The sequence below is a fragment of the Acrocarpospora catenulata genome (genome assembly GCF_018476525.1).
Classification (GTDB): Bacteria; Actinomycetota; Actinomycetes; order Streptosporangiales; family Streptosporangiaceae; genus Acrocarpospora; species Acrocarpospora catenulata.
In genome coordinates, this window is record NZ_JAHCST010000059.1 from 1 (window position 1) to 18,954 (window position 18,954).

An 18,954-nucleotide genomic window follows, 5' to 3' on the forward strand; every position below is an offset into this window, starting at 1 on the left:
CGGAGGGGGCGGGTGGGCGGGAGGACCACGGCAACCAGGATCCCCCGGGTACCGCCTCCACACACGGATTGGCTGCCGAGGCAATCCCACCAGCCCATCCGTTTGGCCCTTCGGGTCCGGGTCGGCTCCGCTGGGAGGGGCGGCTGCCGCGTGGCGCCGCGAATGATTGGCTGCCGAGGCAATCCCGCCCGCCCATTCGTTTGGCCCTTCGGGTCCGGCCCCAGCTTCGCTGGGAGGTCGGTTGCCGTCCGGGCACGCCACTTTCGGTGCCGTTCGGCGCGCCACCTTCGGCCTTCGGGCGGACCCGGGGCCGTTGGGATGGGGGCTGGTGCGTAGGGTCGGGGATCGTGGATTTTGGGGATGTGGGTGGAGGGTTGCGGTTTCACGGGGATCGGGAGGTGGGGCCGGGGTTGGTTGATCTTGCGGTTAATGTTCGGCAGGGGATGCCGCCTCGGTGGTTGGAAGCGGTTATCAGGGAGGCGTTGGGGGAGCTGGCGGCCTACCCGGACGGGGAACGGGCGAGGGAGGTGGTGGCCGGGCGGCATGGGCGGGAGCCGGATGAGGTCCTGCTGACCGCGGGGGCTGCCGAGGCGTTTGTCCTGATCGCCAGGGTGGTGCGGCCTCGCCGGGCGGTGGTGGTGCATCCGCAGTTCACCGAGCCGGAGGCGGCGCTACGTGCGGCCGGGCATCGGGTGGAGCAAGTGATTCTGGGGGAGGGATTCACCCTCGATCCGGATCGGATCCCGGAGGACGCCGACCTGGTGATGGTAGGCAATCCGACAAATCCCACTTCGGTCCTGCATCCGGCAAAGACTCTGGGAGAACTGGCGAGACCGGGACGGATCCTGGTGGTCGACGAGGCGTTCGCGGACTGCGTCCCAGGTGAGCCGGAGTCCCTGACATCGACCAGGCTGCCAGGGCTTGTAGTGATCCGCAGCCTCACCAAAACCTGGGGCCTGGCCGGGCTCAGAGTCGGCTACGTCCTCGCCGACCCCGCCTTCATCGCCGAACTGTCCGAAGCCCAGCCGTTATGGGCGGTCTCCACCCCCGCCCTCGCCGCCGCCGAAGCCTGCATGTCCCCCCAAGCCCTCGCCGAAACCGACCACTGGGCCCACGAACTCACCACCCACCGCACCCACCTGCTCGCCGGCCTCCACACCCTGGGCGCCCACGTCGTCCCCGACCCCCGAGCGTCCTTCCTCTGCGTACGCCTCCCGAACGTCCGCATCCCCCTCCGCGCCAAGGGTTTCGCGGTACGCCGCGGCGACACCTTCCCCGGCCTGAACGACGACTGGATCCGCGTAGCCGTACGAAACGAGGCCACCTCGGACGCGTTCCTCACCGCCCTGGCGGCGACAATGAACGAGACCCCCCACCCCTGAGGAGCGCCCAGTGCTGAACGAGACGATCGCCGCCATCCACCCGGTGGACGAAACGGCGATGGCGGCAGCCCGAGCACACCAGGACCGGCTAACCAAACCCCGAGGCTCCCTGGGTGCCTTGGAAGACGTGGCCACCCGCCTCGCGGGCATCGCGGGCTTCTCCCCACCGCCCCTCCCACAACCGGTCGCCCTGGCGATCTTCGCGGCCGACCACGGCGTACACGCCCAGGGCGTCAGCCCGTGGCCCCAGGAAGTCACCGCCCAGATGGTCGCCAACTTCCTGTCCGGCGGCGCGGTCGCCAACGCCTTCGCCGCCCAGGCCGGCGCCTCCGTCACCGTCGTCGACGTCGGCGTGGCCACCGACCTCGACCCGCTCCTCACCCAGATCGACCGGGAATCCACCAGCACAGGAACCGGCACGTCCAACCTGCTCGACCGCAGAACCGCCCCCGGCACCGCCGACCTCTCCCAGGGCCCCGCGATGACCGAAGCCCAGGCCATCACCGCCCTCACCACCGGCATCGAGGTCGCCAGAACCCTGATCGCCCAGGGCAGCCGCTGCCTGATCACCGGCGACATGGGCATCGCCAACACCACCGCCTCGGCCGCCCTCGTCTCCGCCTTCACCGGCCGTCCCCCCGCCGAGGTCACCGGCCGCGGCACGGGCATTGACGACCCCACCCTGCACCACAAGATCGACATCGTCCGCCAGGCCCTCCAGGCCAACGAGATCCACCCGGACGATGAGCCGCTGCGGATCCTGAGCGCGGTCGGCGGCTTCGAGCACGCGGCTATCGCCGGATTCATCCTCGGCGCCGCGGCGGAACGCGTACCGGTCGTCCTGGACGGCGTGATCGCCGGATCGGCGGCCCTGGCGGCGGCGGCGCTCGCGCCGGACGCCGTCGGCTACTGCGTCGCCGGGCACCGGTCGGCCGAACCCGGCCACACCGCCGCCCTCGACTTCCTCGGCCTCCGCCCGCTCGTGGACCTGGAACTCCGCCTCGGCGAGGGCAGCGGCGGCCTCCTGGCGTACCCGCTCGTGCTCGCTGCGGTTCGCGTCCTGCACGATGTCGCCACCTTCGACTCGGCCGGGGTCACCGACAAGGCGGGCGAATAGTCCCGACATGATGGGGCCCATGGCTAGGTATGGGGCGATGTATGGCCCGGACATCACATTTCTCGGCGTGGACCGGTGCGACCTGACCGACGCGGCGAGCCTCGCGGGCGCGGACGTCGTGATCGTCGGGGCGCCGTTCGACGGCGGGACGAGCAACCGCCCGGGCGCGCGGTTCGGGCCGCAGGCGTTGCGGCAGGCGTGCTACCTGGCCCACGACGGCTCACGGCCGAGCCTGGCACTGCGCGTGGACGGCTTGACGGACCTGCGCGTGCTCGACGCGGGCGACGTCGAGTGCTACTCGGGCGACCTGGAGAAGTCGATCGCCGACATCGAGGAAGCCGTCCACACGATCGCGGCCTCCGGCGCCATCCCGGTGATCCTTGGCGGTGACCACACGATCGCGCTCCCGGACGCCAGAGGAGTGGCCAGACACCACGGATTCGGCCGGGTCTCGATGATCCACTTCGACGCGCACGCCGACACCGGAGAGATCGAGTTCGGCCACCTGTACGGCCACGGCCAGCCCATGCGCCGCCTGATCGAGTCCGGCGCCATCCGCGGCGACCGCTTCCTCCAGCTCGGCCTGCGCGGCTACTGGCCAGGCCCCCAGATCCTCGACTGGATGGCCGGCCAGCGCATGCGATCGTACGAAATGACGGAGATCGTCACCCGCGGCCTCCCCGAATGCCTCACCGAGGCGTTCACGATCGCGATGGACGACTGCGACGGCGTCTTCCTCTCGGTGGACATCGACGTCTGCGACCCCGGTCACGCCCCGGGCACCGGAACCCCCGAGCCTGGCGGCCTCTCGGCCAGGGAACTCCTCGACGCGGTCCGCCGCATCTGCTACGAACTCCCGGTGGTCGGCCTGGAGGTCGTCGAGGTCGCCCCGCCGTACGACCACGCCGACATCACCGCGTTCCTCGGCAACCGGGTCATCCTCGAAGCCCTCTCGGCCATCGCCCGCCGCCGCCAGGTGGCCGCCGGCGGAGAGCCCTGGGACCCCCGCAAGCCCTTGCTCGACGGCCGATAAGCGGCATCTCGTGGGTGCCGTCACAGGTCAGGCGGTAGGTTTTTCTCTTGACGAATGACGATATGACTAATTGAAGAACGAGACCCCTTGACGACTGACCATCCGCGTGCTGCCGCAATGAGGAGAAATGGCGCCCTATCTGCTCGGACTCCAGCTTGACGGCCGGCGGGTGCTGGTCGTCGGCGGCGGGCGTGTCGCCCAGCGTCGAGTCCCCGCGCTCCTGGACGCGGGCGCCTCGATCACCCTGGTCTCGCCGAGCGTCACCCCCGCGCTGGACGATCTGATCGCGGACGGCCGGGTGGTCTGGATCCGCCGGCCGTACCAGCCGGGCGACTGCGACGGTGCCTGGCTGGTCCACGCCTGCACCAGTAACCGCGCGGCCAACGCGGCGATCGCCGCGGAGGCGGAGGACCGGCGCATCTGGTGCGTACGCGCCGACGACAAGGACGCCTCGGCGGCCTGGACCCCCGCCAGCGGCCGGGTCGGCGAGATCAGCATCGCGATCACCGCCGGTGGCGACCCCCGCCGCGCGGCGGGCGTACGCGACGCCGTGGTGAGCGCCCTCCGGGACGGTACGGTCGACGCCCGTCGTCACCGCACCAAACCGGTCGGGGTGGCCCTGGTCGGCGGCGGCCCCGGCGATCCCGGCCTGATCTCGGTACGTGGCCGCCAGTTGCTGGCCCAGGCGGACGTGGTGGTGGCCGACCGGCTGGCCCCGCGCGCCCTGCTGGACGAGCTGCCGGCCGACGTGGAGCTGATCGACGCGGCCAAGGTCCCGTACGGCCGGTTCCTGTCCCAGCAGCGGATCAACGAGCTGCTGGTCGAGCACGCCCGGGCGGGCAAGTTCGTGGTCCGCCTCAAAGGCGGCGATCCCTTCGTTTTCGGACGCGGCGGCGAGGAGATGATCGCCTGCGCCGAGGCCGGCATTCCGGTCACCGTGGTGCCCGGCATCACCAGCGCGGTGGCGGTTCCGGCCGCCGCCGGGGTTCCGGTCACCCATCGAGGCGTCAGCCAGGAGTTCCATGTGGTCTCCGTGCACGTGGCTCCTGGGCATCCCGACTCCACGGTTGACTGGAAGGGATTGGCGCGATCGGGGGGAACCCTGATACTTCTGATGGCGGTTGAACGGATCGCGGAGATCGCCGAAACCCTGCAAAGTGACGGACGTTCACCGGAAACTCCCGTAATGGTGGTACAGGACGGTACTCTTCCGACCCAGCGCGCTGTAACCGCCACGTTGTCCACCGTGGCAGAGCGAGTGACCGCCGCTGGGCTACGGCCCCCGGCGATCGTGATCATCGGGGACGTCGTCGGAGTCGGCCAGGAGATTGAGATGGTGCGAACGGAGCGGGTCCCGTGAAGTCGGCCGCCAACAAGAGTTCCGGGCCGGACCATGACGAGGGCGGCCCGAGTGATGCCACGCCCGAGGGCGCTTCCACCGGCGACGGCGAAACGCCCGAACCGGTGATCAACCCGGCCGCGGTCTCGGCGGCCCGGGCGAAGACGCTGCCGGCGCAGGAGGGGAGGCGGCCGGAGAGCGCGTGGGCCCACCTCTCGGTGAGCGCGGCGGCGGACGAGGATCCCGGCCAGGCAGCGGACACCCCGGCGGACGACCACGACGACGACCCTGTCGCGCAGGACGCCACCGACGAGGATCAGACCGCCGCGACAGACGAATCGGCCGACACCACCTCAGAAGCCGAGGAACCGGACAGCGAGCAGCCGGAGGACGCGGAACCGGAGGAGGCGCCCGCGCCCAAGGGTGGAGCGTTCACCGAGGAGAAACTCCCCGAGGCCGTCTCGTCGGCGTTGACCGACGCGCTCGCGCAGCTCAGGGAGGCCGTCACCGGCCTGCACTTCGGCCTGGACATCCCGGGGGCCGACGAGGCCCGCAAGGCCCAGGCCGCCGTCCTCACCCAGATCGACGACTACGTCATCCCCCGGGTCCACATGAGCACCGCCCCCGCGCTGATCGTCGTCGCGGGCAGCACCGGAGCCGGCAAGTCCACCCTGGTCAACACGCTGGCCGCGCAGCGGGTCAGCGCCACCGGCGTGCGCCGCCCCACCACCGGCACCCCCGTCCTGGCCTGCCACCCCGACGACGGCGACTGGTTCACCAAGGGCGACCTGCTCGGCGGCCTGACCCGGCTGGACCGCCCGCGCGAGGGCACCGGCCAGGACAGCATCGTGATCGCCCCCACCGAGCGCCTCCCCCAGGGCGTCGCCCTGCTCGACACCCCGGACATCGACTCGGTGGTCGAGGAGCACCACCAGATCGCGCACCGCATGCTCGACGCCGCCGACCTGTGGGTGTTCGTGACCACCGCCGCCCGGTACGCCGACGCCCCCTCCTGGGGCCTGCTCCGCCTGGCCAAGGAGCGCAACGCCCGCCTGGTGATCGTGCTCTCCCGGGTCCCGGCCAAGTCGCGCGACGTCATCGTCAAGCACTTCGCCCGCATGCTCGACGAGTACGGCCTCGGCGAGGTCGAGCGTTTCATCATCAACGAGACCGAGGTGCGCGACGGCCGCCTCCCCGACGACCAGGTGACCGAGCTGCGCATGTGGCTGGCCGAGCTCTCGGTGGACGACCAGCGGCGTACCCAGGCCGTGCAGACGACCCTGAACGGCGTGCTCAACAGCTTCCGCAACCGCGTCCCCGCGCTCGCCCGGCACCTGGAGACCCAGGTCGCGCTCCGCGCCGACCTGCGCTCGGACGTGGACGCCGCCTTCATGGGCGCGCTGGCCGAGATCGACGAGGCCACCAGGAACGGCTCGCTGCTCCGCGGCGAGGTGCTGGCCCGCTGGCAGGACTTCGCCGGCTCCGGCGACCTGATGCGCACGCTCCAGCTGCGCCGGGCGAGCAAGGCCGGGCAGCACGGTCCTGAGCGGCTGCGCGCGCTGAAGAGCGCGCTGCACACCGGCCTGGAGTCGGTGATCACCTCAGCCGCCCAGCGGGCCGCCGAGGACGTGGTCACCCGGTGGCGGCAGCGGGCGGGGGCCGGGGACCGGCTGGCCGCACTGCCCGGTTTAGGGCGGCCGAGCGAGGAGGCGGCCCGCCGCACCGCGCGCATGGTCACCTCCTGGCAGGATCACGTGACCGAACTGGTCAGGACCGAGGGCGTGACCAAACGCTCGGTCGCCAAGCTGGTCTCCTTCGACGTGCAGTCGCTGGCGTTGATCTTCACGGTCGGCCTGCTCGGGTACGGCACCACCGACGTCTCGGTCGGCTCCGGCAACAGCGCCCTGCCCCAGCGGCTGCTGCGCGGCCTGCTCGGCGCCGAGTCGCTCCGCAGCATCAGCGCCAAGGCCCGCAGCGACCTGCGGGCCAGGATCGGCCTGCTCTTCGACGACGAGACGCTCCGCTACGTGGACGCGCTGGACAGCGCCGGCATCCCCGACGAAGCGGCCGCCACCCGGCTCTACCAGGCCACCTACAACCTCGAGGTCGCCCGATGACAATCAGCGCCGAACCCCGGCACGGCCTGGGCTCCCGGCTCGCCGCCCTGGCCCGGGTGGTGGATCTGGGCCAGGGCCGGGTCGACCCGGAGCTGCTCGACGAGTCCACCCAGCTGCTGCTGCGGGCCGGCAACCGGCTCAAACTCTCCCCGGACCACACCGTGGTGGCGCTGGCCGGCGGCACAGGCAGCGGCAAGTCCTCGCTGTTCAACTCGGTCTCGGGTCTTGAGCTCTCGCCGACGGGGGTGCGCAGGCCGACCACCGCGCGCACCCACGCCTGCGTCTGGGGCCTGGAGGGCGCCGCGCCCCTGCTGGACTGGCTGCAGATCCAGTGGCGGCACCGGTTCGCCCGGGCCAGCGCGCTGGACAAGGGCGAGAGCCAGCTGCACGGCCTGATCCTGCTCGACCTGCCCGACCACGACTCCATCCGGGCCCTCACCGACACCGAGGCGGACCGGCTGATCACCGCCGCCGACCTGATCGTCTGGGTGCTCGACCCGCAGAAGTACGCCGACGCCGCCACCCACCGGCGGTACGTCACGGAGCTGGCCGGGCACGACGCGGTCACCGTCTTCGTGCTCAACCAGATCGACCGGCTCAGCCCGGAGGACCAGGCCATCTGCGTGGCCGACCTGGAGGAGTTGCTGGCCAGGGAGGGCGTGGCCAACCCGAAGGTGGTCGCCACCTCGGCCTCCACCGGAAAGGGCATCGACAGCCTCAAGGCGGTGCTGGCCGAGTCGGTGAGCATGCGCCGCGCCGGGTACCTGCGCCTGGAGGCCGACCTGGACAAGCTCATGGTCCGGGTCGCCAAGGACATGCCGGAAATGCTCCGGGTGGAGCCCGCCGTGGACGGCGCCCGCCGCGCGGGCCTCACCGACGCCCTCTGCGACGCCGTCGGCGCCCCCGCCGTCGGCGAGGCCATCGAGAACGTGTACGGCGTGCGCTCGGTCGACTGGGTGGGCTGGCCCTACGCCCGCTGGGCGGCGGCGCTCGGCCGCGACCCGCTCAAGAACCTGCGCCTGGGCGACGTCAAGGAGGACATCCGAGCCCTGGTCAGCGGCTCGGTCCAGGCCCAGCCCGCGGAGGTGGACAACGCCGTGCAGGCGCTGGCCGACGGCCTCTCCCAGGGCATGCCGGAGATCTGGCAGGACAGCCTGCGGGACGCGGCCAGGTCCCGCGCCGGCCAGCTGCCCACCGTGCTCACCGACGAGCTGGGCGAGATCGCGCCGCCGCTGGACCGGGTGCCCTTCTGGTGGTGGCTGGCCAAGATCTGGCAGTACCTGCTGGTCCTGCTCTTCGTGGCAGGCTTGGCCGCGTTCGGGGCCATCCTGGCGTACGGCGTGTTCGACGCGGGCGAGCCGCCGGTCAAGCTGCTGGGGGAGGTGTCGGTCCTGCCCTGGGTGGGGCTGATGATGGCCAGCGTGCTGGGCCTCGGGCTGCTGACCGCGGTGGCCAGCAGGAACTTCATCGTGCTCGCGGCCGGGAAGGAGCGGGACCGGCTGGAGCGGGACATGCGCCGCCGGGTCGCCACGGTGGCCCAGGAACTGGTCCTCGAGCCGGTGGAGCGGGAGCTGCAGCGCTACAACGACTACCACGAGGCGCTGAACACCGCCCGGTACTAGCCCGGCCTGTGGATATCCACAGAACGGCGTTCGGGGCCGCGCGGCGGGGTCGGCGCGCGGCACGGTGGCCTCCGGGTCCGGCGAGGGTCCGGACCGTGGAGGCTGATCATGAGCGAGATCTACGTCACGTTGAGCGGGAACGTCACCGACGACCCCCGGCAGTTCACCTTCGGCGACGGTTCCCGGGCGACCTCGATGCGGGTCGCGGTCAACCGGCGCTACCTGGACCGCCAGACCCAGACCTGGCAGGACGGTGAGACCACCTACTACACCGTGCGCTGCTACCGGGGCCTGGCCGACCACGTCGCCCAGTCGGTGCGGCGCGGCCACCCGGTGGTGGTCGCCGGGAAGTTGCGTATCAAGCAGTTCGAGCGGGACGGCGAGCAGCGCTTCTGGGCGGAGGTCGAGGCCACCTCGGTGGGGCACGACCTGAAGTGGGGGATCACCAGCTTCGAGCGGCCGGTGCGGGGAGCCACGGGCCCGGTTGCGGCGGCCAGGGATCTGCGGGCGATGGAGGACGCCACCCGGGAGTGGGAGCTGGCGGTGGGCGCGGGTTCGGGCGCGCTCCGGCTGCTGGACGGCGAGGTGGCCGAGCAGGAGACGGACGCCGACCGCGGGGACGCCGTCGGCGGGACAGGCCAGGCCGCGGGCGAGGGCGAGGGCCAGGGTCAAGGCCAAGGCGAGGAGGACGCTCCGTGGCCCGGCGGGGCCCTGCCGTTGGCCGCCTGACGCGGTGACGCCGCCGGTGCGCGGGTGTTCGAGGGGAGGGGGCATCGGCCGTGCGCGGGCCGGTGCCCTCCCGGGGGATTCGAGACGTGCCGCGAACCAGTGGCGTGAATGAGCTCAACACCAGTGGTTCGGAGCACTGTGGCTCGAACGCGGGCGGGTCCGGAGATCGGCCGATGGCGACGATCCGCGTCGCTGCAAGAGCACCAGATCAGGTCCAGGTAACGCCCCGCACCATGGCTGCTCCTTTCCCACACGGCCCGCCCGCGAAGGAGCGGTTCCCCACCAAAAACCGGCGGTCTGTGGCGAATCACCACAGAGCCGCCCCGAGGCCATCAGAACCGATGGCCACCTTGCCCAAGGTAGCGGTTCCCGTCGCACGTCGCACACTCCGCAACTATTGTGTTACACATCGTGAGACGCTGGAGTCAGCGGATGGATGCGTTGGGGGACGGGATGGCGGCGCCCAGTCAGATCTCGGCCAAGCCACTCGGCGGGCTGCCCGGGCGGGGCGGCCGGTGGCCGCTGCTCGCGCAGCGGCGTCCGCTGGTGCTGTACCTGTGCGCGATCGTGGCGCTGGACCTGGCCGCGATCGGCTACTTCGCGGCGACCACCCGGTTCGCGCTGGACGACCTGGCCACCTTCGTGGCCCTGACCTGCTGCGGGGCGGTCTGCATCGAGGCCACCCGGCGGCTCGGCATGCCCGCGGGCGTCTCCCGCGACCTGCTCTCCGCCTGGTGGCTGCCGGCCGCGCTGCTGCTGCCGCCGGTCTACGCGCTGCTCGCCCCCGTGCCGTTGCAGATCCTGCTGCAACTGCGGGTCCGGGCCACGGTGGCCTACCGGAGGGTGTTCAGCGCGGCGGCCATCGGGCTGGCGGCCGGGAGCGCCTCGGTGCTGTTCCACCTGCGGGTGGCCGGCCCGGGGGAGCTGGCGCGGGGCGCGGCGTTGCCGATCCTGACGGCGGTGGCCTGCGCGGCGCTGTTCACCGTGCTGAACACCGGGCTGATCGCGGTGGCGGCGCACACCGCCGACCCCGATACCCGCTGGCGGGACGTGCTCTGGGATCGGGAGAGCCTGCTGCTGGACGCGGTGGAGCTCTGCCTGGGGGTCTCGGTGGCCATCCTGTGCGGGATCAACGTGGCCCTGCTGCTGCTGGCGCTGCCGCCCGTGGTGCTGCTCCAGCGCAGCCTGCTGCACGCCCAGCTCCAGGCGGCGGCCCGCACCGACCCGAAGACCGGCCTGCTCAACGCCGCCGCCTGGCAGCGCGAGGCGGACACCGAGATCGTCAGGGCCCGGCGCACCGGCGAGATGCTGGCCCTGCTCATCGTGGACATCGACCACTTCAAGCGGGTCAACGACACCTACGGCCACCTGGTGGGCGACCAGGTGCTGATCGGGGTGGCCGCCACCCTCCGCAGCCAGCTGCGCGACTACGACGTGGTCGGCAGGTTCGGCGGCGAGGAGTTCGTGGTGCTGCTGCCCAGGGCCGACGTGGCCGAGGCCCGCCGGGTGGCGGAGCGGCTCAGGAGCCGGGTCGGGCGGATGGCGGTGCCCGCCGAGGACGCCATGATCACGGTGACCATCTCGGCCGGAGTGGCGATCATGAACATGCACGGGGAGGACCTGATCGAGCTGCTGGCCGCCGCCGACCTGGCGCTCTACCGGGCCAAGGAGCTCGGGCGGGACCGGATCTGCCTACCGGCCACCCGAAATCCACCGGCGGACGGGAAGCCCGGCGCGGGCCACTAAGCTTTGTGCCATGGCCGAGTACATCTACACGATGCGACGTGTGCGTAAGGCAGTCGGGGACAAGGTCATCCTTGACGACGTCACGCTCTCCTTCCTCCCCGGTGCGAAGATCGGCGTGCTCGGTCCCAACGGCACGGGCAAGTCGACGCTGCTCAAGATGATGGCGGGCATCGAGCCCACCTCCAACGGCGAGGCCCAGCTGATGCCCGGCTTCACGGTCGGCATGCTCATGCAGGAGCCGCCGCTGAACGAGGAGAAGACCGTCCTCGGGAACGTGGAGGAGGGTGTCGCGGAGACCAAGGCGCTGCTCGATCGGTACAACGAGATCGTCGAGCTGATGGCCACCGACTACTCCGACGACCTGCTCAACGAGATGGGCAAGCTGCAGGACGAGATCGACCACCGCAACGCCTGGGAGCTGGACAGCCAGCTGGAGCAGGCGATGGACGCGCTGCGCTGCCCCCCCGCCGACTCCCCGGTGACCACCCTGTCCGGTGGCGAGCGCCGCCGGGTCGCGCTCTGCAAGCTGCTGCTGGAGCAGCCCGACCTGCTCCTGCTGGACGAGCCCACCAACCATCTGGACGCGGAGAGCGTGCAGTGGCTGGAGTCGCACCTGGAGAAGTATCCGGGAACCGTGCTGGCCGTCACCCACGACCGCTACTTCCTGGACAACGTGGCCGGCTGGATCCTGGAGCTCGACCGCGGGCGGTGCTTCCCGTACGAGGGGAACTACTCCACCTACCTGGAGGCCAAGGCGACCCGGCTGCGGGTCGAGGGGCAGAAGGACGCCAAGCGCAAGAAGCGCCTGGAGGAGGAGCTCCAGTGGGTGCGCTCCAACGCCCGGGCGCGCCAGACCAAGAGCCGGGCCCGTCTGCAGCGGTACGAGGAGATGGCCGCCGAGGCCGACAAGTTCCGCAAGCTCGACTTCGACGAGATCCAGATCCCGCCGGGCCCCCGCCTGGGCACCACCGTGATCCGGGCCGAGAACCTCACCAAGGGCTTCGAGGACCGGCTGTTGATGGACGATCTCAGTTTCGACCTGCCGCGTAACGGCATCGTCGGCGTGATCGGCCCCAACGGTGTGGGCAAGACCACCCTGTTCCGGATGATCACCGGTGGTGAGACCCCCGACAAGGGTGGCATCACCATCGGCGAGACCGTGAAGATCTCCTACGCGGACCAGAGCCGGGGCGGCATCGAGGCCACCAAGAACGTCTGGGAGGTGGTCTCCGACGGGCTCGACTTCATCAAGGTCGGGAACGTGGAGATGCCGTCCAGGGCGTACATCGCGGCCTTCGGGTTCAAGGGGCCCGACCAGCAGAAGAAGGCCGGGGTGCTGTCCGGCGGCGAGCGGAACCGGCTGAACCTGGCGCTCACCCTCAAGCAGGGCGGAAACGTGCTCCTGCTGGACGAGCCGACCAACGACCTGGACACCGAGACGCTCTCCTCGCTGGAGAACGCGCTGCTCGACTTCCCCGGCTGCGCGGTCATCACCTCGCACGACCGGTGGTTCCTGGACCGGATCGCCACCCACATCCTCGCCTGGGAGGAAGGGTCGAACTGGTTCTGGTTCGAGGGCAACTTCGCCGACTACGAGAAGAACAAGATCGAGCGGCTGGGCGCCGACGCGGCCAGGCCGCACCGGGTCACCTACCGCAAGCTGACCCGCGAGTAGCGTGCCGGAACGCCATGTGTTCCCGCGGCAGATCCGGTTCGCCGACATCGATCAGCTCGGGCACGTCAACAACGTCCGCTTCTTCGATTATTTGGAAGACGCGCGGCTGGCCATGTTCTACCTGGACCCGATCCGGGCGGGCGGCCAGCCGCACCGCGGCCTCGTGGTGGCCCGTCACGAGATCGACTACCGCCACCCGCTGACCTTCCGCCCCGACCCCGTACGGGTCGAGACCTGGGTCACTTCGGCCAGCCCCGTGCGCTTCACCCTGGCCTACGAGATCCGCGACGACGACACCGTCTACGTCGAGGCCCGCTCGGTCATGGTCGCCTACGACACCGCGAACAGCCGCCCCCGCCGCCTCACCTCATCCGAACAGACCCACCTCGCCCGCTACACCCTCTAGCGTGGCGGTCCTACGTCTCGTCGGGGTAGAGGCGGTCGAAGGCCTTGCCGGCGATGATCCACGCGGCTGTGCTGGTCAGCCACGGGTCGATGCCGGTCAGGGAGTTGGCGAACGCGGCCACATCCTGCATCGACAGGACGAGGTTGGCGGTGGCCGCCCAGCCCATGGCGGCGATGGTCGCGCAGAAGATCCATCGCCGTTGACTCCGGGAGAGGGTGTGAACGTCTCCCGGTGGCACGACCGGCGCGACGAGGCGGTGGGAAAAGTTCTCCCGCAGTTCCAGAGGCGGCCAGACAGGGCGGCCGTCCCGCTGGTGCGGGAAGACGAAAGGCGTCTTCGGCACGGACATCTGGACGAGGAGACGCGAGAACGTGTTCCGGATGTCGGACAGCCAGTCGTGATCGGAGACAGACAGTCGGTCCAACCCTAAGAGAACGACGACGACGCCCGGTCTGGGGATCCATAGGATCCTGCTGTCCAGGTTCGAAATGAAGGCACTGTCGAGTGCGATGGCCGCGGGGCTGCGGGCATAGGAGATGAAGAAATGGGGGCCAGAGGGGCGGTCTGGCGCAGCGACGACTGTCGAACCAGGAGGCTGAGGGGGAGGCATGAGGGGGCCCGTCATGGCCTCCGGAGGGCCGGGCCAGGCCGTGACGGTTGGCTGGAGCTGTCCGAACAACTCGCTCGCCAACCGGCTTTTCCCTGATGAGGTCGCGCCGAATAGGCCGATCCGAAGCGGCCCTTGCCCAGCAGCATCCGAGATGCTTCCGGTTGGCGGCAGAGGAGGATCACCGGCCCCCATCATGTCCAGCGGTAAGGGGGCTTCGTCGAGCACCACTGTCATGAATCGACGCTACCCTCTCGCCGCGTGCGTCGGAGGTGACTGTCAGCCGGCCGGCATCGCCACGTCGACGCGGAAGCCGTCCACGGCCCCGGCCCGCATCGCCCTCGCCTTAAGCGTTCATCAGGCTGTGCGCCGCGTACTCCAGGTAGCGCCAGAGCTTCTGCTCGTGGTCGGTGGGGAGTTCCAGGGAGTCCACCGCGTCGCGCATGTGCCGCAGCCAGGCGTCCCGCTCCGCCGTGCCGATGACGAACGGCGCGTGCCGCATGCGCAGCCGGGGGTGGCCGCGCTGCTGGCTGTAGGTGCCGGGGCCGCCCCAGTACTGGATGAGGAACAGCCGCAGCCGCTCCTCGGCACCGGTGAGGTCCTCCTCGGGATAGAGCGGGCGGAGCAGCGTGTCCTCGGCCACACCCTCGTAGAAGCGGTGGACGAGTCGCTTGAACGCCTCCTCGCCCCCGATGAGGTCGTAGAAACTCTCCTCGCTGGTCACGTTTTCAGCCTAGGACAGCTACTCACCAGTAAAGGCGCGGGACCCGGGGGAGAATTCTCACCCCGGAAGTCATCTGGGCGGGATGAGAATCACTCCCCGGCTGGACAGCCGACCCGGATGGCCGGCCAGGACAGGGATCAGGCGACGGTCAAGGTCGCGTAGCTGAGGTCGTTGTCGTCGAAGGCGCGCTTGACGCGGCGGCGGACTTCCCTGGACACGGCGAGGCGTTCGCCGGGCACGGTCTTCACGGTGATCCGGAAGATGATCGCCGTCTCGGAGATCTGCTCCATGCCGAAGACCTTCGGTTCCTCGACGATGACCTTGTCCCGGTACTCCTCGTCCTCCCAGAGCTCCGCGGTGATCTTCTTGAGCAGGTCCTGCACCCGGACCGCGTCCGCGCTGTAGGCCACGGGCACGTCCACGACCGCGCGTGACCAGCCCTGGGACTCGTTCCCCACCCGGGTGATGGTGCCGTTGCGGACGTACCACACCTTGCCGTCCGCGTCGCGGAGGCGGGTGATGCGGAGCGTGACCGCCTCCACGGTGCCCACCGCGACGCCCGTGTCGATCACGTCGCCGACCCCGTACTGGTCCTCCATCAGCATGAACATGCCCGCGATGAAGTCCTTGACCAGTTCCTGCGCGCCGAAGCCGACGGCCACGCCGAGGATGCCGACGCTGGTCAGCAGCGGGGCGATCGGAATGCCGAAATTGGTGGCGATGGTCAGGAACGCGGTGCCCAGGATGACCACCGAGGCGATGCTGCGCAGGACCGAGCCGAGGGTCTCCCCGCGCTGGCGGCGCCGCTCGGCCAGGATGGCCGCGGTCGCGTCCTCGGTGGGGGTGACCCGGCGCAGCCGCTCCGGCAGCACGCCCTCCCCGGCCCGCATGGCCAGGCGGGTGATCAGCCGGTGTGCGATCTTCCGCAGGATCAGGGCGGCCGCCAGGATGAGCAGCGCGACGAGCACCACGTCCGCGACTCCGGCGACCAGCGGAATCCAGTCGGGATAGCTGGCCCGTTCCGGCAGTGTCGCGTTGAGCAGCGGGCAGATCAGCCCATCCCCTTCGGTGCACGCCCTGACCAGGTGTTCTCCCGCCTTGTTCAGTTGATCCTCGAACGAGGACGGGCTGGGAGTCGGGCTCGGGCTCGGGGTGAGCAGGAACACGAGGTGGATCCCCCTCGGATCGGTTCATTCGGTATAGGACAGGTCAACGCAGGTCAACCTAACCCATATTGCCGAGCGAACCGGCCGCCGTCACATTCCGCCGGGGAGACGTGAACGCCTGACCTCGGGCCGCGGAGGGCGAGGCCGGACGTTCCCGTGACAGCGAGCAGGACCGCGACATGCACCCGGAAGCATATCGCGGCCGTTCTCCGAGAGGGGGATCCCCCCGATCGGCCACCCGGCCCCGCCGGGAAGGCGGCGGGACCACATGGCGCCGGCCGGGTACGGTCCCGCGCCGGAGCCGTACCCGAGAATCTGTTGAGCCGTTTTACCGCTGGTTACCACTGGTTCTCGTGGGTGCGGAGCCGATGGGACGTCACAACGTTCCCCTGGGGGAACGTTCCGCACCGGACGTCCCACCGGCTCCGTGGAGCCGCGATGGTCGCGATGTGCCTAGGTGACTGCGCTTCACCCGGTCCATCGCCGATGTATCACTCGCCCACCGCGGCGAGTACGCGCGCGACCTTGGTCGCCGCACCGGCCGGGTCGTCCGCCCGGTGCATGCGCTCCCCCCAGGACCACCAGTAGTCCGCCGCCTTACAGACGACGTTCTCGGTGAGACTGGTCGCGTTCGGGTTGATCACGCGAACGAAGGCACGGCCGGTCTGGCTGTGCACCACCCTCGCGTGTAGTCCCCGAGTGCCGAGCTCTGAAGCAAGACGCTCCAGATGCCCGAAATCGTCCTCCCCCACCGTTCGTCCTCCTTCTTCGGGGCTTTTTCGGTGTTTTGCGGCTCAGCGTTTCGGTGCCGGTTGGCCCAAGATGACTTACTACGCCGCACGGGTCAACGAAGGGGAATGGCAGCACTGGATAGGGTTAACACCAAGTGGGTTGAAAGAAACAGCCCAGCGGTGGACGATCCTTAATCAGCACGTTCGACCGTGAGACCTGGCCAGGAAAACCTGGTCCATCATTTGTCTGGGCGCAGTGCGACCTTGGGGTTACGCTGAGTCAAGAGATGTGGACCGGTCGGGACATGTGGGCGGCACGTACGGCCGGCCACGAGAGAGGGGCCGGTATGTCCGGCAGGCAACACAAGGAGACGGAGACCGCGCGGCGGGTCCGGGCCAAAGGCCTGGCGGCCGGGCGGAGTCTGGCGAGCATCGCCGAAGAGATCTTCGAGACATGCGCGCCGACATTCGGCACCACCCGGATCAAGGCCCATCGGCTCTCGAACGGCATCGCGCTCGCCGACGTGATCGAGCAGGTGCGCGCCCTCTTCGAGCGTGACGGCAAGGCGATTCCCGGCATCGGGGAGACCCTGCTCTCGGCGTACGAGTCGGGGTTGAAGCGCCCAGGTCCCGAGTACCTCCACTACCTGTGCTGCGTCTACCGGGTCGAACCGGTCGCCCTCGGCTACGACGGGCCCTGCATCTGCGGTCATGGTCACCGTATGCCGGGCGTCGTCCGCGGCGGCGACCTGCAGGACGGAAGATCCGACACATCCCCTGTGGCGCGTGAGTTGCTCATCCTCTCGGACGACGGCGAATCGGCGGCCAGGGGCGAGGAGGACGAGAACGTGCTAAGGAGGACGCTGTTGAAGCTCCTCGCCGGCACCTCGGTGAGCCTGGACGGCCAGGTCCTGGGGGCGGTAGAGAACATCAGGCGGCGGATGGACGACACGATGGTGTCGGCGACCGTCTCACCCGCGATGCTCGATCAGTGGGAAGAGTCCACGATCGGCTTCGGCCGCCAGTACATGAACACCCCGCCGCTCCGGCTCCTCTGTGACGTGCTGCTGGAGTTCGCCGCGGTGCGCAAGGCGATGGAGCGGCGCCAGCCGGTCGACCTCCAGGAGCGGCTCTGCCGGATGGCCGCCCAGCTCTCCGGGCTGTGCGGCATGATCATGATCGACCTCGGCGACCACCGGATGGCCCGGTCGTTCTTCCGCACCGGCCGGACCGCCGCCGACGAGACCGGCGACCGCGCGCTGCGGGCCTGGGTGGTGGCCAGGGAGGCGCTGGTGCCGCTCTACTACGGCGACCCCAGAGAAGCGCTCACCCTCGCCAAGAAGAGCCGCGACATGGCCGGTCAGACGCCCTGCGCGGCCAAGACCATGGCGCCCGTGGTGGAGGCCAGGGCGCTGGCCATGCTGGCCGGCAGCAACGGGCAGAAGAAGGACGTGGTGGAGCAGGCCAAGCGGGCGCTGGCCCGGGCCCGCACCGCGTTCTCCCAGATGGTGCCCTCCGAGCAGGAGGACACCGCGTTCGGCTACACCGAGCGGCAGCTCTACTTCTACCAGGGCGACGTGCTGGTCCGCCTCGGCGAGACGCTGGAGGCCGACGTGGTGCTGGAACAGGCGCTCGGGCAGTACGAGGGCGAGCCGCTGGACCAGACGCTGATCCGGCTGGACCTGGCGCAGTGCCGCCTCATCGAGGGCGACCCCGAGGAGGCCGTGACGCTGGCCGTCAACGCGCTGGAACTGATCGACAAGACCCACCGCACCGAGCTGGTGATCGGCAGGGTGAACGAGCTGATCAACGGCGTGGTCGGCCGGCACGGCGAGATCAAGGGTCTGGACCGGCTGCGGACCGTCGCGCTGGAGCGCGCGCAGTTGGACATCGGCGACTTCGTGGGGGGCGCATGACCTTCCCGCTCCGCGTGCGGCGCTACCGCTGGTCCGACCTGGACCAGGTGTGGGCGCTACACCAGATCTGCCTGGCCCAGGTGGGCGTGTTACCGGGCGACGGCGTCTACTACGAGGACGACTTTCCCCGGATCAGTGAGGTCTATCTGGCCGACCGGGGAGAGTTCCTGGTCGGCGAGGTGCCCGGGCCCAGGATCGTCGCGATGGGCGGGCTACGCCGCCTGGACGACGAGACCGCCGAGATGTGCCGGCTCCGGGTGCATCCGGAGTACCAGCGCCGCGGCTACGGCTCCCAGATCGTGGAACAGCTGGAGAACCGCGCCCGCGAGCTGGGCTACAGCCTGCTCCGCGGGGACACCACCCTCCGCCAGGGCGCGGCGATCGAGCTCTACCGCAAGTACGGCTGGCGCGAACTCAGCCGGGAGGTGTGCGGCGACACGGTCGTGCTCTACGGCGAAAAGTCACTAATCCCTGTGAATTCGGGTCAATTCATCAGGTAATTTCCGGGCCGGGCTCCGGCGTGGGACCGCTCATTTGTCCCCACGTATGAGATTTATACCTCTGCTGGGAAAGATATGTCGCGTTCCCCGCGAGCCCGGCCCTTCGCACGTCATTCACTCAGGAAACGCTCTCCCGAACGCTTC

16 protein-coding genes are annotated in these 18,954 nt (G+C 70.0%); 12 read left to right on the forward strand and 4 right to left on the reverse strand.

Annotated features, from left to right (window positions below; genetic code table 11):
• Positions 1 to 344: 344 nt before the first annotated feature.
• The 10 genes from cobC (at position 345) to KIP79_RS37100 (ending at position 13,166) form a co-directional block, all read left to right on the forward strand.
• Positions 345 to 1,382, forward strand: a complete 1,038-nt coding sequence (gene cobC, locus KIP79_RS37055; RefSeq protein ID WP_214109715.1) for an Rv2231c family histidinol phosphate aminotransferase CobC — start codon at positions 345 to 347, stop codon at positions 1,380 to 1,382.
• Positions 1,383 to 1,392: 10 nt separating this feature from the next.
• Positions 1,393 to 2,499: a nicotinate-nucleotide--dimethylbenzimidazole phosphoribosyltransferase gene (cobT, locus tag KIP79_RS37060; RefSeq protein ID WP_214109666.1), complete on the forward strand. Its 1,107-nt coding sequence runs from the start codon at positions 1,393 to 1,395 to the stop codon at positions 2,497 to 2,499.
• 19 nt (positions 2,500 to 2,518) lie between these two features.
• A complete protein-coding gene (gene speB, locus KIP79_RS37065) occupies positions 2,519 to 3,532 on the forward strand; it encodes an agmatinase (protein WP_250214454.1) in 1,014 nt (337 codons plus the stop codon).
• Between the two features lie 127 nt (positions 3,533 to 3,659).
• Positions 3,660 to 4,892 (forward strand): uroporphyrinogen-III C-methyltransferase, encoded by a 1,233-nt coding sequence (cobA, locus tag KIP79_RS37070; protein WP_214109667.1) that lies wholly within the window; start codon positions 3,660 to 3,662, stop codon positions 4,890 to 4,892.
• Positions 4,889 to 6,988, forward strand: coding sequence for a GTPase (locus tag KIP79_RS37075; RefSeq protein WP_308170078.1), 2,100 nt, complete (start codon positions 4,889 to 4,891; stop codon positions 6,986 to 6,988). The genes cobA and KIP79_RS37075 overlap by 4 nt, the downstream gene beginning before the upstream one ends.
• Positions 6,985 to 8,610 carry a GTPase gene (locus KIP79_RS37080; RefSeq protein ID WP_214109668.1) on the forward strand — a complete coding sequence of 542 codons (1,626 nt, stop codon included), beginning with the start codon at positions 6,985 to 6,987 and terminating at the stop codon, positions 8,608 to 8,610. The genes KIP79_RS37075 and KIP79_RS37080 overlap by 4 nt, the downstream gene beginning before the upstream one ends.
• Before the next feature lie 108 nt (positions 8,611 to 8,718).
• On the forward strand, positions 8,719 to 9,339 hold the full coding sequence (ssb, locus tag KIP79_RS37085) for a single-stranded DNA-binding protein (protein WP_214109669.1): 621 nt from the start codon (positions 8,719 to 8,721) through the stop codon (positions 9,337 to 9,339).
• Positions 9,340 to 9,771: 432 nt separating this feature from the next.
• A complete protein-coding gene (locus tag KIP79_RS37090) occupies positions 9,772 to 11,085 on the forward strand; it encodes a GGDEF domain-containing protein (protein ID WP_250214455.1) in 1,314 nt (437 codons plus the stop codon).
• Positions 11,086 to 11,095: 10 nt separating this feature from the next.
• Positions 11,096 to 12,760: an energy-dependent translational throttle protein EttA gene (gene ettA / locus KIP79_RS37095; RefSeq protein WP_214109670.1), complete on the forward strand. Its 1,665-nt coding sequence runs from the start codon at positions 11,096 to 11,098 to the stop codon at positions 12,758 to 12,760.
• Positions 12,761 to 12,776: 16 nt separating this feature from the next.
• Entirely contained in the window at positions 12,777 to 13,166 is a 390-nt protein-coding gene (locus tag KIP79_RS37100) for an acyl-CoA thioesterase (RefSeq protein ID WP_308170079.1), read from the forward strand.
• A 10-nt stretch (positions 13,167 to 13,176) separates the two neighbouring features.
• On the opposite strand, the gene KIP79_RS37105 is transcribed toward KIP79_RS37100, so the two are convergent.
• The 4 genes from KIP79_RS37105 to KIP79_RS37120 all read right to left on the reverse strand — a co-directional run bounded on the left by KIP79_RS37105 (position 13,177) and on the right by KIP79_RS37120 (position 16,415).
• Positions 13,177 to 14,010, reverse strand: coding sequence for a hypothetical protein (locus KIP79_RS37105; protein ID WP_214109671.1), 834 nt, complete (start codon positions 14,008 to 14,010; stop codon positions 13,177 to 13,179).
• A gap of 109 nt (positions 14,011 to 14,119) precedes the next feature.
• The gene (locus KIP79_RS37110; RefSeq protein ID WP_214109672.1) at positions 14,120 to 14,497 is read right to left on the reverse strand and encodes a globin; all 378 of its coding nucleotides are present in this window, start codon (positions 14,495 to 14,497) and stop codon (positions 14,120 to 14,122) included.
• Positions 14,498 to 14,634: 137 nt separating this feature from the next.
• Entirely contained in the window at positions 14,635 to 15,663 is a 1,029-nt protein-coding gene (locus KIP79_RS37115; protein WP_214109673.1) for a mechanosensitive ion channel family protein, read from the reverse strand.
• A gap of 491 nt (positions 15,664 to 16,154) precedes the next feature.
• The gene (locus KIP79_RS37120; protein ID WP_214109674.1) at positions 16,155 to 16,415 is read right to left on the reverse strand and encodes a hypothetical protein; all 261 of its coding nucleotides are present in this window, start codon (positions 16,413 to 16,415) and stop codon (positions 16,155 to 16,157) included.
• Positions 16,416 to 16,741: 326 nt separating this feature from the next.
• On the opposite strand from KIP79_RS37120, the gene KIP79_RS37125 reads away from it, so the two are divergent.
• On the forward strand, positions 16,742 to 18,310 hold the full coding sequence (locus KIP79_RS37125; protein ID WP_214109675.1) for a tetratricopeptide repeat protein: 1,569 nt from the start codon (positions 16,742 to 16,744) through the stop codon (positions 18,308 to 18,310).
• Complete coding sequence (locus KIP79_RS37130; RefSeq protein ID WP_214109676.1) at positions 18,307 to 18,810, forward strand: GNAT family N-acetyltransferase; 504 nt, start codon at positions 18,307 to 18,309, stop codon at positions 18,808 to 18,810. The genes KIP79_RS37125 and KIP79_RS37130 overlap by 4 nt, the downstream gene beginning before the upstream one ends.
• Positions 18,811 to 18,954: the final 144 nt, after the last annotated feature.

Coding starts and splice junctions, on each gene's coding strand:
- cobA (WP_214109667.1), top strand. CDS start 3,660: ATGGCGCCCTATCTGCTCGGACTCCAGCTTGACGGCCGGCGGGTGCTG.
- KIP79_RS37125 (WP_214109675.1), top strand. CDS start 16,742: ATGTCCGGCAGGCAACACAAGGAGACGGAGACCGCGCGGCGGGTCCGG.
- KIP79_RS37080 (WP_214109668.1), top strand. CDS start 6,985: ATGACAATCAGCGCCGAACCCCGGCACGGCCTGGGCTCCCGGCTCGCC.
- ssb (WP_214109669.1), top strand. CDS start 8,719: ATGAGCGAGATCTACGTCACGTTGAGCGGGAACGTCACCGACGACCCC.
- speB (WP_250214454.1), top strand. CDS start 2,519: ATGGCTAGGTATGGGGCGATGTATGGCCCGGACATCACATTTCTCGGC.
- KIP79_RS37105 (WP_214109671.1), bottom strand. CDS start 14,010: ATGACAGTGGTGCTCGACGAAGCCCCCTTACCGCTGGACATGATGGGG.
- KIP79_RS37130 (WP_214109676.1), top strand. CDS start 18,307: ATGACCTTCCCGCTCCGCGTGCGGCGCTACCGCTGGTCCGACCTGGAC.
- ettA (WP_214109670.1), top strand. CDS start 11,096: ATGGCCGAGTACATCTACACGATGCGACGTGTGCGTAAGGCAGTCGGG.
- KIP79_RS37090 (WP_250214455.1), top strand. CDS start 9,772: ATGGATGCGTTGGGGGACGGGATGGCGGCGCCCAGTCAGATCTCGGCC.